Here is a 14,243-nt window from a genome sequence, read left to right as displayed (position 1 = left end):
GCGCCGGGCGCCGTTCAGCGCAACGTGACTCGGGCCCGGCAGCCGCACTCAGCCGTCGAGGATCTGCCGCTTCGCCGAGATGACCCCGGTGTTGAAGCCGGAGAGGTGCAGGTTGCCGTGGAACCGGCCGTGCTCGATCTTCATGCAGCGGTCCTGCACCGCGTTGAGCCCAGCGTCCTGAGCAAGCTGCATGGCTTCCTCGGAGCTGATCCCGAGCTGCGCCCAGATCGTCTTCGCGCCGATCTCGGCAGCCTCCTCCGCGATGGCGGGAACATCCTCGGGGCGGCGGAAGATGTCAACGATGTCCGGCACCTCGGGAAGGTCCTTCAGCGAGGCGTAGACCGGCTGGCCCAGCACCTCTTGGAGCCGCGGGTTCACGAAGTAGACCGTGTAGCTCGAGGAGCTCATCAGGTAGGTGGCCACGAAGTAGCTGGCGCGCGCGGGCTTGTCGGACATGCCCACGATCGCCACGGACTTCGCGCTGCGCAGCAGCTGCAGGCGACGCGAGGGCGACGGCGCGGTCCAGCGGCCATGGGGATGTTCGGCCGTGGCCTCGTCGTCGTTGGTCAGGGTCTGCTCGCTCATCACTTGTCTCCTTCGACTGCGGTGCTCAGCGCCTGGTCCAGGTCCCAGATGATGTCATCGACGTCCTCGATGCCCACCGAGATCCGGATCAGGTCCTCCGGGATGCCGGCTGCGCTCATCTGCTCCGGGGAGAGCTGCTGGTGGGTGGTGGATCCCGGGTGCAGGATCAGGGTGCGCACATCACCCACATTAGCCAGGTGACTGGCGAGCTGCAGGGCCTCGATGAAGCGGGCCCCGGTCTCCCGGCCGCCGCGGATGCCGAAGCTGAAGACCGAGCCCACGCCCTTGGGCAGCATCTCCTTGGCGCGGTCATGATCTGCATGGGAGGGCAGACCCGCGTAGTTCACGTAGTCCACGCGCTCATCGGCTTCGAGCCATTCCGCCACCTTCTGGGCGTTGGCCACGTGCTCGTCGATCCGCTGGGGCAGGGTCTCGATGCCCTGGATCAGGTTGAACGCCGCCTGCGGGCCGAGGGAGGGTCCGATGTCTCGCAGCTGCTCGGCGCGCAGCTTGGTGAGGAAGCCGTATTCGCCGAAGTTGCCCCACCAGGAGAGTCCGCCGTAGGAGGCCACGGGTTCGGTCATCGCGGGGAAGTTCCCGTTGTCCCAGGGGAACTCACCGGATTCCACGATGACCCCGCCCAGGGTGGTGCCGTGACCACCCATGAACTTGGTGACGGAGTGGATCACGATGTCCGCGCCGTATTCGAAGGGGCGGATCAGGTATGGGGTGGTCAGCGTGGAGTCCACCACCAGCGGCACGCCGTGCTGATGTGCGACCTCGGAGAGTCCGCGCAGGTCAGCGATGTCCGAGCTGGGGTTCGCGACCACCTCGGTATAGACCACCTTGGTGTTCTCCTGCATCGCGGCCTCATAGTCTGTGGGCTCCAGCGAGTCCACAAAGGTGGTCTCGATCCCGAACCGCCGCAGCGTGACATCGAGCTGGGTGATGGTGCCGCCGTAGAGCTTGGAGCTGGCCACGATGTGATCCCCGGAGCCGCACAGTGCCGCGAAGACCAGGAACTCAGCACTCATCCCCGAGGCGGTGGCCACCGCACCGATGCCGCCTTCGAGTGAGGCGATCCGTTCCTCCAGCGCGGAGACCGTGGGGTTGCCGATGCGCGAGTAGATGTTGCCGTACTTCTGCAGCGCGAAGAGGTTCGCGGCGTCTGCGGTGTCCTTGAAGACGAAGGAGGTGGACTGGTGGATGGGCACGGCACGCGAACCGTAGACGGCATCGGGGACGGCCCCGGCGTGCAGGGCGCGGGTGCGGAAGCCGAACTGGCGATCGCTCATGGAGCTACCTCTTCTTTTCTCGGCGCGGTCCCGCGCCGTTGGCAGATCTCTTCAATTTTTGGAACACAGGGTTCATTCTGCAGGCTTGTGGTGTCCCCGAGGGTCTCACCGTCATGCAGCTGGGTCAGCAGCCGGCGCATGATCTTCCCGGAACGGGTCTTGGGCACCTCTGGCACCGGGATCACGCTGCGCGGCTTTGCCACCGGACCGATCACCTCGCCCACATGGCTGCGCAGGGCGCCGAGCAGCTCACGCTCTGCCGCGCTTCCGGCTCCACCAGCGGCTTCCAGGCGCTCGCGGGCCGCAGTGGTCAGCACGGTGAAGGCGACGGCGGCATGCCCGGTCATCTCATCAAAGACCGGGCAGACCCCGGCCTCGACCACATCGGGGTGGGAGATCAGCGCAGATTCGATCTCGATCGTGGAGAGCCGGTGCCCGGAGATGTTGATGACATCATCGATCCGGCCCAGGATCCAGAGGTCTCCGTCCTCATCCTTCCGTGCGCCGTCGCCCGCGAGGAACCAACCCTGATCAGCGTATTTCTCCCAATAGGAGGTGAAATAGCGTTCGGGATTGCCCCAGACCGTGCGCGCCATCGACGGGCCGGTATGGGTGAGCACGATATTTCCCTGGGTTCCGTGGGGGACGGTTCGGCCGGCATCATCGACGACGGCTGCGCCCCAGCCCGGCAACTCGCGGCTGGCCGCGCCGGGCTTGAGCTGCGCGTCCTCCGGACGCGGGGAGAGCACCGTGGAGCCGGATTCGGACTGCCACCAGGTGTCCACCATGGGAAGTGCGGGTCTTCCGGCGTCGTCGGTGGTGTTTCTGCCGATCTCGCGGCGGATCCAGTGCCAGGCCTCGGGGTTGACGGCCTCGCCCACGGTGCCGGCGAGCCGGATCGAGGAGAGGTCGTACTGCGCCGGAACGCCCTCGGGGAACCATCCCATCAGTGAGCGCACCAGGGTCGGAGCGGTGTAGTAGGTGGTCACCCTGTGCCGTTCGATGATCTCAAAGTGGCGTCCTTCGTGCGGAGTGTTCGGCGTCCCCTCGAATATCACCTGGGTGGCGCCAGCGGCCAGCGGACCGTAGATCTCATAGGTGTGTGCGGTCACCCAGGCCAGGTCAGCCGTGCACCAGTGGACGTCATGGGTGCGCCGGGCCGGATCCGGATGGGCGAAGAGCCGCAGGTAGGTGTAGAGCGCTCCGGTCAGGTAGCCGCCGGTGGTGTGGACCAATCCCTTGGGCTTGCCGGTGGTCCCGGAGGTGTACATGATGAACAGCTCGGTCTCGGCCTCGAAGAACTCCGGGGCATGCTCGGTGGAGGCAGTCTCCACCACCTCGTGCCACCAGAGGTCACGCCCAGGCGTCCACTCGATGGGGGAGTCGGTGCGGTTGATGACCAGGACGTGCTCAAGGTTCCCGCCGTGCTCGGTGGTCGCCTCGGCCACGGCGGCGTCGGCATTGGCCTTCACCGGGACTGCCTTGCCGCGGCGGAACTGACCATCCGTGGTGACCAGCAGCTTCGCCCCGGTGTCCTCCACGCGGAACTTCAGCGCCTCGGCGGAGAAGCCTCCGAAGACCAGCGAGTGCACCGCACCGAGCCGGGCGCAGGCCAGCGTGATCACGATGGTTTCCACCAGCACCGGCAGGTAGATGACCACACGGTCGCCACGAGTGATGCCCATGGCGGTCAGCGCATTGGCCGCCTGATTGACCCGGCGGCCCAGCTCGGCGTAGCTGACATCCTCGCGGTCACCGGGCTCGCCCTCGAAGTGCAGCGCGATCGTCTCGCCGCGCCCGGCGGCGATGTGGCGATCCACGCAGTTCACGGCCGCGTTGAGCGTCCCACCCTCGTACCAGCCGATCCTCGGGCCGCGCTTGGTGGTCGGGTCGGGCGGAGTCCAGGTGTGGGTGTTCTCCCACGGTGTGGCCCAGTCGAGCAGGGTGGCGGCCTCGGACCAGAACGCCAGGCGCTGGTCCTCGTCAGTCGGGTCGGCCCAGCTGTGGACATCTGCGACCAGCGGGTCTGCGGGGAACACAGCGCGCTGCGCCGTCGAAGAGGGCGCGGCTGTGTCCAGGGCAGGGGAGCGCGAGGTGGTCAACGAGGGGTCCTTCAGGGTCAGCTCAGGGGGGTCAGGGTCTTGAACTCGTGCTGGTGGAAGACCAGACCGGCGGCGTCCTCGGTGAATCCCAGATCCAGGATCTCCAGCACGATGATGTCGTGGTCACCGGCCCTGACCTGGTCGTAGATACGGGTGCGCAGCCACATCGGCACGCCTTCGAGCAGCAGGGCGGAACCGTGGAGCTGGTACTCCACCCCGGTGAAGCGGTTCGCGCGGTCCTTCGAGGCGATCTGCCGGCAGAGCCCGTTCTGATCCCGGCCCAGCACCGAGATACCCAGCTCACTGCCGCTGCGCTCGAGTTTGGGCCAGGTGGAGGAATCGTGCTGCACCGCGAGGGTGACCAACGGCGGCTCCAGGGAGACTCCCACCGTGAAGGTGGACGCGATGATCGCCTCGGGGGAGCCGTCGACCTCCGCGCCAACCGCGACCACGCCTTGCGGGAACTGAGCGAGGGCATGGCGCAGCGCAAAAGAGTCCACGCGAGATGCGGCTGCAGGATCTTCGAGAGTACGAGCAGGGACAGACATATTGATCAACTCCATCGGTCCTGGCGTTAGCACCCGGCATATCCGGGTTGCTGCGGCGTCTCTGAGCCAGATCTCTCAGCCGCTCGGGATGGCTACAGGTTCAAAGCTACGGGCTCGCACCGTGGAGCAGCAAGATTTGTTCGCACTGTGAGACGCCGTATGACGTCCGGAGCCTCCCGGCAACCTAGTGTGTTCAGGTCCGTGAATGAACACACGACGACATGTGAAGTCATGACCATTTGACGAAACAGCATGCTTGTCCTCTATATTTGAGCCCATCACCATCCAGAGCGACTGAGGGATCTGGCCCGTCGACGTCGCAGCAACCCGGGATTGCCGGGTGCTACCGCCAGAATCGATGGAGGAAAGTATGAACATACATCTGCCTGTCTCTGCTGAGCTTCGAGACGCTGTGGAGCGCGCCGGGCTCTCTGCCCTGGATCGTGAACGCCATAGGGAACTGGCCCGTGAACAGGTGCGCACCCTCGCCGACGCCGGCATCGGTCGGCTCCGACTTCCGTTGTCCTCCGGGGGCAGCGGGCTGGACTGGGTGCAGACCAGTGTGGTGCTCCTGGAGCTCGCGGCGCAGGACAGCAATCTTCCCCAGGTGCTGCGCGGGCACTTCGCGGTGGAGGAGGACCTGCTCTGGCGCCCGGCGGGGGAAGAGCCTGTGCAGGGCTGGCTGGCGCGTCTCGCCGCCGGTGAGCTGGTGGGCAATGCGTGGACCGAACCTGGCAAGGGCGGATTTCACCGTTCAGGGACGCTGGTCAGCGAGACTTCCACAGGACCGGTGGTCAACGGAGTGAAGTACTACACCACCGGGGCGATCTTCGCGGACTGGCTCGATGTCACAGCTCGGGACGCCGACGACAATGAGCTTGCGGTGCTGGTTCGTCGGGACCAGCCCGGTGTCCAGATCGAGGATGACTGGGATGGATTCGGTCAGCGCACTACAGGTTCAGGGACCGCACGGCTCTCCGATGCCGCGGTGCAGACCTCGGAGCTGCGTGGACTCACGGACCGCTTCCCCTACCAGACGGCCCTGTACCAGCACATCCTGCTGATCGTCCTGGCCGGGATCGTCGAAGCCGCAGCGCGAGACGCGGCCGCACTGCTGCACGAGCGTCCCCGCACCTATACCCACGCCAACACTCGCACACCCCGCACGGACCCCCAGCTGCTCCAGGTGATCGGTGAGGTGGATGCGGCTGCGGCGCTGGCCAGGGCACAGGTGCTCCACACGGCCACCTATCTTGATGCCGCTTTCGCCGCGCGCACTGCCGGGCCGGAGGAGGCGATCGCTGCCGCCAACGCCGCCGAACTCTCCACTGGACGCGCCCAGGTGGCTCTGCACCGACCGGCGCTGGAAGCTGTCACGCGCATCTTCGACGTGCTCGGCGCCTCGGGAGTCAGCCAGACTCGCGGTCTCGACCGTCATTGGCGCAACGCCCGCACGGTCACCAGCCACAACCCTTGGGTGTACAAGGCCCGGATAGCCGGAGATCACCGCGTCAACGGCACCGAACCGGTGCGGCTGTGGAGCGTGGGCGAGCCAGACCTCCCGGCCGTCACCCAGCTCGTCTGACACTGCCCACGGCGGCGCCCAGACTTTCCACAGCTGGATCCGATTCCGTTGGATGCAGTTCTGCTCGATCCGATTCTGAAGGAGCATGAGAATGACCTACCCCACCACCGAGGCCGGTAAGCGCGAGATCCTCTTCAACGCGTTCGACATGAACTGCGTGGTCCACCAGTCTCCGGGGCTCTGGCGCCACCCGGATGACCGCGCCCGGGAGTACAACACCATCGGCTACTGGACCGAGGTTGCGCAGATCCTCGAGCGGGGCCTCTTCGATGGGCTGTTCATCGCTGACGTGCTGGGCCCCTACGACGTGTTCGGCTCAAACCCCGATGCAGCCTTGCGCTCGGGGGCGCAGATCCCCTTGCAGGACCCGTTCCTGCTGGTCTCCGCAATGGCCGCCGTCACCAAGAACCTGGGCTTCGGCATCACCGCCGGCACCGCCTACGAGCATCCCTACCCATTCTCCCGCCGGCTCGGCACCTTGGATCACCTGACCGGTGGACGCGTCGGCTGGAACGTGGTGACCGGTTATCTGCCCTCGGCTGCGCAGAACATGGGCCAGGATGACCAGATGGAGCACGACCGCCGCTACGACCATGCGGACGAGTACCTCGAAGTCGTCTACAAGCTGCTCGAGGGCTCCTGGGAGGATGACGCGGTGGTGGCCGATAAGGCGTCGGGGGTGTTCACGGATCCGGAGAAGGTGCATCGAATCGAACACCACGGCGAGTTCTTCAAGACCCCCGGCATCGGAGTGGTGGAGCCTTCCCCGCAGCGGACCCCCGTGATCTACCAGGCCGGGGCGTCCACCCGAGGCCGCGCCTTCGCCGGCAAGCATGCCGAGGCGATGTTCATCAATCCACCCACCAAGGAGCTGGCCAAGGCCTCGGTGGCCAAGATCCGCCAGTCCGTGGCCGACGCCGGACGGGACCCCTACTCGGTGCGCATCTTCGCGATGCAGACCATCGTCACCGGACCGGACAACGACGCCGCCCAGGCCAAGTACGACGATCTCACCCAGTACATCGACGCCGAGGGCGGACTGGTGCTGATGTCGGGCTGGATGGGCATCGACCTGAGCCAGTTCGACCTGGACCAGCCCATCGGCGACGTGAAGTCCAACGCCATCCAGTCCACCGTGGAGACCTTCCAGAAGGCCTCAGGGCGGGAGGACGAGGTCTGGACCGTCCGGCAGCTGGCCGAGTGGGTCGGCGTCGGCGGCTTCGGCCCCGTCATCATCGGCGACGGTCCGAGCGCGGCGCAGCAGCTGATCGAGTGGCAGGAGGAGACCGACGTGGACGGGTTCAACCTCGCCTACCACATCACTCCCGGGACCTTCGAGGATGTGGTGGAGCATGTGGTGCCCGAGCTGCAGCGGCTCGGTCGGTACAAGACCGAGTACGCCCCGGGCACGCTGCGCAACAAGCTTTTCGGCGCAGGCGATCACCTTCCCGAAGACCACCACGGCGCGCAGTTCCAGCTCCGCCGCAAGGGCTGAGCGCCCCTTCTCAACGCAAAATACCGGGGCTTCCGGGTTCTACCTGGCCGATGGTGTGGCCGGTAGAACGCGGAAGCCCCGGTAAAACGCTGGAGCGCGGGTTCAGGCCCAGGTCTTGAGGGCCTTGCGCTCGACGATGCCGAGCAGCGTGTCGGTGAGCTTGCCCAGCAGTGCCAGCAGCACGATCGCCAGCAGCAGCCGGTCCGTGCGCCCGTTGTTCCGAGATTCATCCAGCAGGAAGCCCAGCCCTTCGGAGGAGGCCAGCAGCTCCGCGGCCACCAGGAACAGCCAGGCCTGAGCCAGGCCCAGGCGCAGTCCGGAGAACACGCTGGGCACGACGGCGGGCAGCTGCACCGTGCCGAGGAGCCGCACACCGTGGAACCCGAAGGCGCGTCCGGCCTCCACCAGCTGGGCATCCACGTGTCGCAGCGCCGAGTGTACGGCGGTGAACACCGGGAAGAAGGCGCCGATGGCGATCAGGATGACCTTCGAGTCCTCGTCGATCCCGACCCAGAGCAGCAGCAGTGGGACCCAGGCGAGCGAGGGCACGGCGCGGAAGGCGCCGACGGTCGGGTGCAGCAGGGCGTCGGCGATGGAGGAGAGACCGAGCAGCGAGCCCAGAGCCAGTCCGAGTCCCGCCCCGGCGGCGAAGCCCAGCAGCACGCGCTGCAGCGAGATCGTCATGTGATCGATCAGATCCCCGGACTCGAAGAGCCCGATCCCGGCGCTGAAGACCGTCTGTGGAGCGGGAAGCTGAACCGGACTGAAGGTGCCGGTGCCGTCGGTGACCAGCCACCACACCCCCAGCAGCAGCACCGGGACGACGGCGCCGATCAGCAGTCCGCCCCCGGGCAGCTTCCTGCGCCGTCGTTGCCGTGGTGTTCGGGCCGGTCCGTCCGCCGGCTGGGTGGTGGGTGCTGCGCGAAGGGTCTCGGTCACTCGTCAGTCTCCTCGATATCGGCCTCGTCGGCGGCGTCCTCGGTGCCTTCGGCGTCGGTGGCCTCGATGTTCTCGGCGAACTCGGTGTAGAACAGTGAATCCAGCGCCTCGTCCACCGCCTCCTGGCTGTCCACGTCGCCGTTCTCCACGAAGAACGGCCCGGCCGCCTCCATCGCGGCGCGGACATCGTCTCCCGGCACCGGATCCACTTCGAAGTTGGTGCGCTCGGTGATGACGGCCTCGGCGATCTCTGGCTCGAGACCGGCGTACTCCGCCAGGATCTCCGCGGTGCCCTCGGGGTTCTCCTTGGCCCACTCGCGCGCCTGCTCGTAGACGTTGACCACGATCTGAGCGATGTCTGGGTGGTCCTCGACGAACTCGCCGGTCGCATTGATCACCGAGTAGGTGTTGAAGTCGACGTTGCGATAGAGCAGCTCGGCGCCGTCGGCTTCGGCGCCGGCCATGATGGGATCAAGGCCGGCCCAGGCGTCCACGTCGCCGTTGGCGAGTGCCTGCCATCCGTCGGCATGCTGCAGGGACTGGACCTCCACGTCATCCACGCTGAGCCCGGCCTCCTGCAGCGAGCGGGCCATGAAGAAGTAGGGGTCCGTCGCAGGGGTGGCGGCGATCGAGGCCCCTTCGAGGTCCTCCACCGATTCGATGTCAGAGTCGCCGTTGGTGACCAGCGCAGACCACTCCGGCTGGTTCTCGATCATGATCGTGTGGGTGTCCGCGCCGACGGCGCGGTTGAGCAGGGCGGCGGAGCCTGCAGTGGATCCCACGTCGATGTTGCCGGCGCGCAGGTTCTCATTGGCGACGTTCGAGCCCGTGGACTGCACCCACTTCACATCGACGTCGAGCTCCTCCAGCTCCTCTTCCAGCCAGCCGTTCTCCAGGATGATCAGGCTGAGCGGGTTGTACGTGGCGAAGTCGATGTTCAGCGTCTCCAGTTGCTCGTCCTCGCCACCGTTTCCTCCGCAGGCCGTGGCGAGCAGGGCGACGACGGCGGCGACAGAGACCGCCTTTGCGGCGGATCCGTGGGAGGCTACGAACGAGTGGGAAGCGGTGGTGCGGGGCATGGGAGAGCCTTTCAGTTCTTCAACGGTGGGCGACTTCGAGCGGAGCCCGAGGAGTTATGTTCAGCAAAGTTCCGTGACGAGTTCCCGGAGAGTGACGGGTCATCTGCAGGTCTACCTGAATCGACTCGGCGGAGAGGCCGCGCGGGGACAGGCGTGCTTCGTCATGCTTTGAGGAGTCAGTGGGTGTGAGAATCCACGCCGAGACCGGAGAAAAGCTCGCCGCGCAGAGCTGCAAGCTCGGCCGAGGCGCGATCTCGGGGGCGAGACCCCGGCACATTCAGCAGTCGCGCGATGGTCGCTCCCTCGGCGGCTGTGGGGTCTTGGGCGTTCTTGCCCAGCAGCAGCACGCGGTCGGCCAGCTGCAGCGCCTCATCCACATCATGGGTGACCAGCAGCACGGTGGTGCCGGTCTGTGCATGGACGTCGAGGAGCAGGTCCTGCATCTTCAGGCGAGTCAGCGCGTCCAGGGCGCCGAAGGGCTCGTCGAGGAGCAGCACTCCGGGTCGGCGAGCCAGCGCACGCGCCAGCGAGGCGCGCTGCGCCATGCCGCCGGAGATCTCCCGGGGCCGCAGTGCAGCGCGGTCCTTCAGCCCGACCAGTTCCAGGAGCTCATCCACCCGCTCGCGGCCCTCAGCCTTGGACAGGCTCCGCGGCAGGCCGAGGCTGATGTTCTTGTAGATCGAGCGCCAGGGCAGCAGGCGCGGCTCCTGGAATCCGACGGCGGTGCGCTCGTCATAGCGCTGCACCGGTGAGCCGTTGATCAGGATCTCCCCGGTGCTGCCGGTGTCGAGACCGCCGACGGCGCGCAGCAGAGTGGATTTCCCGCAGCCCGAGGAGCCCAGAATGGCGAGCACTTCGCCGGGAGCAACGGTCAGGCTGACGTCGCGCAGCACGGTGTGGTCGCCGAAGGACCGGCCGACGCCGCTGAGTCGGACATCGAGTGAGGTGTAGCCCGGCCGGCTGGATGCCACGGGTGACGCGCCGGAGGAATCGGTGGCAGCGCCTTTGGCGCTCACGTCGTCCTCGGTCAGGGTGGAGGCAGGCAAAATCATCAGAGGATACTCCCATCGATCCTGGCGGTAGCACCCGGCGAAAAGACACCTGATCCAGGTGTCCCTGCCCGGGTTGCTGCGGCGTCGACGAGCCAGATCTCTCGGCCGCTCGGGATGGTACAGCCACCAGAATACGCACAGGCGCAGAATCTGATCAAAACTGAGTTCAATGGGTGAGACAAAACGACACACAAGTTCGGTCTCGTGTCGGCGGAGGAGAGGGGGTCAGGGGCCAGGCGGGAGGGGCATCCTGACCGTTGGATCAGCGTGAGGCGCGGTGCAGCAGCTGGTCCAGGATCGGATCGTTGATCCGCCGCGCGGCGCCGTAGGCGGGGTAGTGGAACTGCATCAGGTTCGCGTAGGGATTCACGTCCAGGACCACGGCCTCCGCGGCCGACCCGAGCTCCGGTGCCAGCATGTCCACCGCAGCGGCGCCGAGGCCGGGCACCGCCAGCAGTCCGTCCACGGCGAGATCCTTGAGCTCATCGCTGAGCAGGTCCAGGACGTCCACGGTGAGCCCACCGCCGCGGGCGGTGTCCGCCGTCGGCGTCAGCAGCTGCAGGGCTCCGTGGTCAGGGACCGTCTCGGTCGTGATTCCCATCGGCGCCAGGAAGGTGTCCGTGACGCGGGGCTGCCGGGTCGCAAGATATGCATTGCTCTGCCGGCGCTGGATCTCCGCGGCGGCCAGTTCGGCGACCGTGCTCACGCCGTCGCCGATGACGTAGAACGGGATGCGAGCGATCGCGCCGACCACGGTCTCGCCGACCACGCAGGCGCGGAGGTCCAGTCCCGCACGGTGTTCCTCCACCATGATCACGTAGCGCGCGCTGGAGGTGGCCGAACGGGCCGCCATCGCGGAGGTCCACGCCTGCCGCAGCTGCTCCCGAGTGGTGATGTCCGTGGTGATGCCCCGCCCCGCGCGCCCGGCGGAGGGCTTGACCGTCACCGGGCCGTCGGACTTCTTCAGGTGCTGCACCGCGCGGGTGAACTCGGTGGGGTTGATCGCCCGTCCCTTGGGCGTGGGAACCTCAGCGGCCTGCAGGTATTTCTTGGTCATGGCCTTGGAGGCTGAGACTCGGCGTGCCTGATGGCTGACCAGAGAGGTCACGACAGTGTCCATCCCACCGACCACCATGCCGGAAAGGAAGAAGAGAACATTGGAGTCGTTGATCTTCGTGATCGTCATCTTCTTTCGCCGGGCGGCGCGGTGCAGCAGCATCTCGTGGTCCATGATGTTCTGCCAGCGGTGCAGCTGGTCGAACGCGGGCTCCAGATGTTCGGCGATGAAGCTCTCGAGCGCGCTGGGCGTGGCGCTGCGTTCCAGGGCGGGCCGAGCGGGCGGTGCCGGGGGCATGGTCTCGCTCACGGCCGTGGCGCTGTGATTATCGGGATGCACGAAGCAGGATCTCCTCAGCGATGGCTCCCGCGACGTCATGGGAATCCCCATACGCGGGGTAGTGGGCGGGGCTGATATCGGCCTCGGGCAGCACGGCCCGAACGAACGCGCCCTCAGCGGTCTCCAGGTCGATGACTTCCAGGTCGACGGCGGCGGCATTGAGTCCGGGCACTGCGGCCACGGCCTCGACGGCAAGTTCCTGCAGCGAGTCGGGGAACTCGTCGGTGAGATCGATGTGCAGACCCCCGCCGGAGATCTCCCGTGACTCACCGAGGTGCACCAGCTCGTTCGAGGCCGGGACCCGTGTGTCCACATCGGATCCCGCGGCCTGGGCGGTCGGGTCCCACTCCGGTGGAGAGGCGACCAGAGCATGGCGGCCACGAGCCACGGCATCCTGCTCCAGGAGCTCACGGAGGGTCGAGGTCCCGTCGCCGAGGACCACGGGAGACACCCGGAGCAGCGCGGCGCAGACCCGATCTCCGACGACGAAGACGCGGACGCTGTTCGCGGGAGGCGCCGGAGTCTGTGAACTCTCGTCGGCAGTCTGTGGCTCGGGTTCGGCAGCCTGCTGCTCGGCCGGCGCTTCCCCGGTCGCCTCAGGTTCAGCCCCAGGCTCGAGGGCCGCAGCCTGCGGCTCCGCAGGCTCCATCGTGACGACCTGCGGCTCCACGGGGATCTCCTGGATCTCCAGGTGTCGCCGCAGCAGGTTCGGATCAGAGGTGATGCGCCGTGCGTGGGCGCTGACCAGGGTGGTCACGGTGGCGTCCATCCCGCCGACCACCACGCCGCCGAAGACGAAGACCAGGCTGCGCTCGCCGACGGGGCGCAGCTCCACGCGACGCCGGCGCAGCGCCAGACGGATGAGCTGGTCGTGGCGCGGCACCTCGGCGAACGCGTTCATCGAACGGTTCGCGAGGGTATCGATGATCAGTCGTGCGTCGATGGTCTCAGGCGGCATAGCTCTCAGGATATAGGTTGGCCGTGGTGCCTGCCCCACGCACGGCGGGCAGGCACCACGGCCAGCTCAAGGGTTCAGCGCTCGAGCCCTCAGGCTCAGCTGCTGGAGCTCGAGCCGTTGTTCGAGTTCGAGCCTGTGGTGCCGGTCGTCGAGCCGGTGCTGGACCCGGAGGATGATCCGGTGGAGGAGGAGCCGGACTTCTGTCCTGCGGCTCCGGCCTTCTCGTTGACCTTTGCGGAGGCCTGGCCAGCCACCTTCTCTGCGGGGCCGCCGGCCTTCTTCGCGGCTTCCTCGACCCGGGCTGCGGCATCCACTGCGGCATCGGCCACGGGTCCCTTGGCGTCTTCGGCGCGCTTCTTCACGGACCCTGCCGCTTCGGAGGCGTATTTCTTGGCGGTGTCCTCGGCCTTGGTGACCTGCTCCTGGACCTTGGGGTCCTTCCACTTCTCGGCGGCGTTCTTCTTCACGGTGCTGAGCGTGCGCTCAAATTCTGCTCTGCCTCGCTTGCTGCCGATGAGGTAGCCGATGGCGATGCCTGTGCCCAATGTGAACAGTTTCATGATCAACTCCGTTCTGCCGATGACTGCAGTGTCTCTGTACTGCGTGACTGAATCGAACCTAGCCCGAACTGTGGCTCCGTGTCACGGCCATGACCGCTGAAGAGCCCTGATGCAGTCCAGTTCTGCTCCGGATGAACAACCCAGCTACTGACAGCCCCGAGCGGCCCAGCTCGCTCGCAGCTCAGCTCAGTGCAGCACCGCGGTCCGCGGATTCACCTGGTCGACGGCGCCCGGCACCGGTTCGGCGGGGTCGTTGCCGATCTGCACGATTCGATTCTGCGTGTCCACGTGGACGACCTGTGGCTGGTGCCCGGCCAACTCTGCCGCGTCGACCATCACGTAGGAGATCAGGATGACCAGGTCGTCTGGATGTACCAGGTGGGCGGCTGCGCCGTTGATGCCGATGACTCCGGTCCCACGGGGCCCGGCGATGGTGTAGGTCTCGATCCGCGCACCGTTGGTGATGTCGACGACCTGGACCTTCTCGCCCTCGACGATTCCGGCGGCGTCCAGGAGGTCGGAGTCCACCGTGACGGAACCTACGTAGTGCAGATCCGCGTGGGTGACCGTGGCGCGGTGGATCTTCCCGCCCATGACGGTCCTCAGCATGAAGGGCTCACTTTCGACGAAGCCGGCGAAGCGCCGGGAT

13 protein-coding genes and 3 riboswitches are annotated in these 14,243 nt (G+C 66.7%); of the genes, 2 read left to right on the top strand and 11 right to left on the bottom strand.

All coding sequences use genetic code 11. From position 1 onward, the window contains the following. Window positions 1-48: 48 nt before the first annotated feature. From H4W26_RS07290 to H4W26_RS07275, 4 genes are all read right to left on the bottom strand, one after another. Complete coding sequence (locus tag H4W26_RS07290) at window positions 49-585, bottom strand: CoA-binding protein (RefSeq protein WP_192591422.1); 537 nt, start codon at window positions 583-585, stop codon at window positions 49-51. Beyond that, a complete protein-coding gene (locus H4W26_RS07285; protein WP_192591421.1) occupies window positions 585-1,880 on the bottom strand; it encodes an O-acetylhomoserine aminocarboxypropyltransferase/cysteine synthase family protein in 1,296 nt (431 codons plus the stop codon). The genes H4W26_RS07290 and H4W26_RS07285 overlap by 1 nt, the downstream gene beginning before the upstream one ends. Beyond that, on the bottom strand, window positions 1,877-3,919 hold the full coding sequence (gene acs / locus H4W26_RS07280; protein WP_449867030.1) for an acetate--CoA ligase: 2,043 nt from the start codon (window positions 3,917-3,919) through the stop codon (window positions 1,877-1,879). The genes H4W26_RS07285 and acs overlap by 4 nt, the downstream gene beginning before the upstream one ends. Window positions 3,920-3,999: 80 nt before the next feature. After that, window positions 4,000-4,530: a flavin reductase family protein gene (locus H4W26_RS07275; protein ID WP_192591419.1), complete on the bottom strand. Its 531-nt coding sequence runs from the start codon at window positions 4,528-4,530 to the stop codon at window positions 4,000-4,002. A gap of 8 nt (window positions 4,531-4,538) precedes the next feature. Then, window positions 4,539-4,625: riboswitch (SAM riboswitch) on the bottom strand. Window positions 4,626-4,808: 183 nt separating this feature from the next. After that, window positions 4,809-4,895, top strand: a riboswitch (SAM riboswitch). A gap of 5 nt (window positions 4,896-4,900) precedes the next feature. Between H4W26_RS07275 and H4W26_RS07270 the strand changes: the two genes are divergently transcribed. Beyond that, complete coding sequence (locus H4W26_RS07270) at window positions 4,901-6,115, top strand: acyl-CoA dehydrogenase family protein (RefSeq protein WP_225939629.1); 1,215 nt, start codon at window positions 4,901-4,903, stop codon at window positions 6,113-6,115. Window positions 6,116-6,206: 91 nt separating this feature from the next. Beyond that, on the top strand, window positions 6,207-7,610 hold the full coding sequence (locus H4W26_RS07265; protein WP_225939628.1) for an LLM class flavin-dependent oxidoreductase: 1,404 nt from the start codon (window positions 6,207-6,209) through the stop codon (window positions 7,608-7,610). A 102-nt stretch (window positions 7,611-7,712) separates the two neighbouring features. Here the strand turns inward: H4W26_RS07265 and H4W26_RS07260 are convergent, their stop codons facing one another. The 7 genes from H4W26_RS07260 to panD form a co-directional block, all read right to left on the bottom strand. Continuing rightward, window positions 7,713-8,549: an ABC transporter permease gene (locus H4W26_RS07260; RefSeq protein ID WP_192591416.1), complete on the bottom strand. Its 837-nt coding sequence runs from the start codon at window positions 8,547-8,549 to the stop codon at window positions 7,713-7,715. After that, a complete protein-coding gene (locus H4W26_RS07255) occupies window positions 8,546-9,628 on the bottom strand; it encodes an aliphatic sulfonate ABC transporter substrate-binding protein (RefSeq protein ID WP_192591415.1) in 1,083 nt (360 codons plus the stop codon). The genes H4W26_RS07260 and H4W26_RS07255 overlap by 4 nt, the downstream gene beginning before the upstream one ends. Before the next feature lie 176 nt (window positions 9,629-9,804). Continuing rightward, the gene (locus H4W26_RS07250; RefSeq protein WP_192591414.1) at window positions 9,805-10,680 is read right to left on the bottom strand and encodes an ABC transporter ATP-binding protein; all 876 of its coding nucleotides are present in this window, start codon (window positions 10,678-10,680) and stop codon (window positions 9,805-9,807) included. A 9-nt stretch (window positions 10,681-10,689) separates the two neighbouring features. Then, a riboswitch (SAM riboswitch) is annotated at window positions 10,690-10,801 on the bottom strand. Window positions 10,802-10,942: 141 nt separating this feature from the next. After that, window positions 10,943-12,076 carry an ATP-binding protein gene (locus H4W26_RS07245; RefSeq protein ID WP_192591413.1) on the bottom strand — a complete coding sequence of 378 codons (1,134 nt, stop codon included), beginning with the start codon at window positions 12,074-12,076 and terminating at the stop codon, window positions 10,943-10,945. Further along, entirely contained in the window at window positions 12,063-13,034 is a 972-nt protein-coding gene (locus tag H4W26_RS07240; RefSeq protein WP_192591412.1) for a hypothetical protein, read from the bottom strand. Before H4W26_RS07240 ends, H4W26_RS07245 begins: the two co-directional genes overlap by 14 nt. Window positions 13,035-13,129: 95 nt before the next feature. After that, a complete protein-coding gene (locus H4W26_RS07235) occupies window positions 13,130-13,594 on the bottom strand; it encodes a hypothetical protein (protein WP_192591411.1) in 465 nt (154 codons plus the stop codon). A 186-nt stretch (window positions 13,595-13,780) separates the two neighbouring features. Continuing rightward, a complete protein-coding gene (gene panD, locus H4W26_RS07230) occupies window positions 13,781-14,203 on the bottom strand; it encodes an aspartate 1-decarboxylase (protein ID WP_192591410.1) in 423 nt (140 codons plus the stop codon). Between the last annotated feature and the right edge of the window lie 40 nt (window positions 14,204-14,243).

Origin of the sequence: Nesterenkonia halotolerans (genome assembly GCF_014874065.1) — a bacterium.
GTDB classification, from domain to species: Bacteria; Actinomycetota; Actinomycetes; order Actinomycetales; family Micrococcaceae; genus Nesterenkonia; species Nesterenkonia halotolerans.
Note: the sequence above shows the minus strand (reverse complement) of the source record. Positions and strands in the feature narration are given on the sequence as shown.

Excerpts from the sequence above, each read along its gene's own strand:
- H4W26_RS07290 (WP_192591422.1), bottom strand. The coding sequence starts at position 585 with ATGAGCGAGCAGACCCTGACCAACGACGACGAGGCCACGGCCGAACAT.
- H4W26_RS07285 (WP_192591421.1), bottom strand. The coding sequence starts at position 1,880 with ATGAGCGATCGCCAGTTCGGCTTCCGCACCCGCGCCCTGCACGCCGGG.
- H4W26_RS07275 (WP_192591419.1), bottom strand. The coding sequence starts at position 4,530 with ATGTCTGTCCCTGCTCGTACTCTCGAAGATCCTGCAGCCGCATCTCGC.
- H4W26_RS07270 (WP_225939629.1), top strand. The coding sequence starts at position 4,901 with ATGAACATACATCTGCCTGTCTCTGCTGAGCTTCGAGACGCTGTGGAG.
- H4W26_RS07265 (WP_225939628.1), top strand. The coding sequence starts at position 6,207 with ATGACCTACCCCACCACCGAGGCCGGTAAGCGCGAGATCCTCTTCAAC.
- H4W26_RS07255 (WP_192591415.1), bottom strand. The coding sequence starts at position 9,628 with ATGCCCCGCACCACCGCTTCCCACTCGTTCGTAGCCTCCCACGGATCC.
- H4W26_RS07250 (WP_192591414.1), bottom strand. The coding sequence starts at position 10,680 with ATGATTTTGCCTGCCTCCACCCTGACCGAGGACGACGTGAGCGCCAAA.
- H4W26_RS07240 (WP_192591412.1), bottom strand. The coding sequence starts at position 13,034 with ATGCCGCCTGAGACCATCGACGCACGACTGATCATCGATACCCTCGCG.
- H4W26_RS07235 (WP_192591411.1), bottom strand. The coding sequence starts at position 13,594 with ATGAAACTGTTCACATTGGGCACAGGCATCGCCATCGGCTACCTCATC.
- panD (WP_192591410.1), bottom strand. The coding sequence starts at position 14,203 with ATGCTGAGGACCGTCATGGGCGGGAAGATCCACCGCGCCACGGTCACC.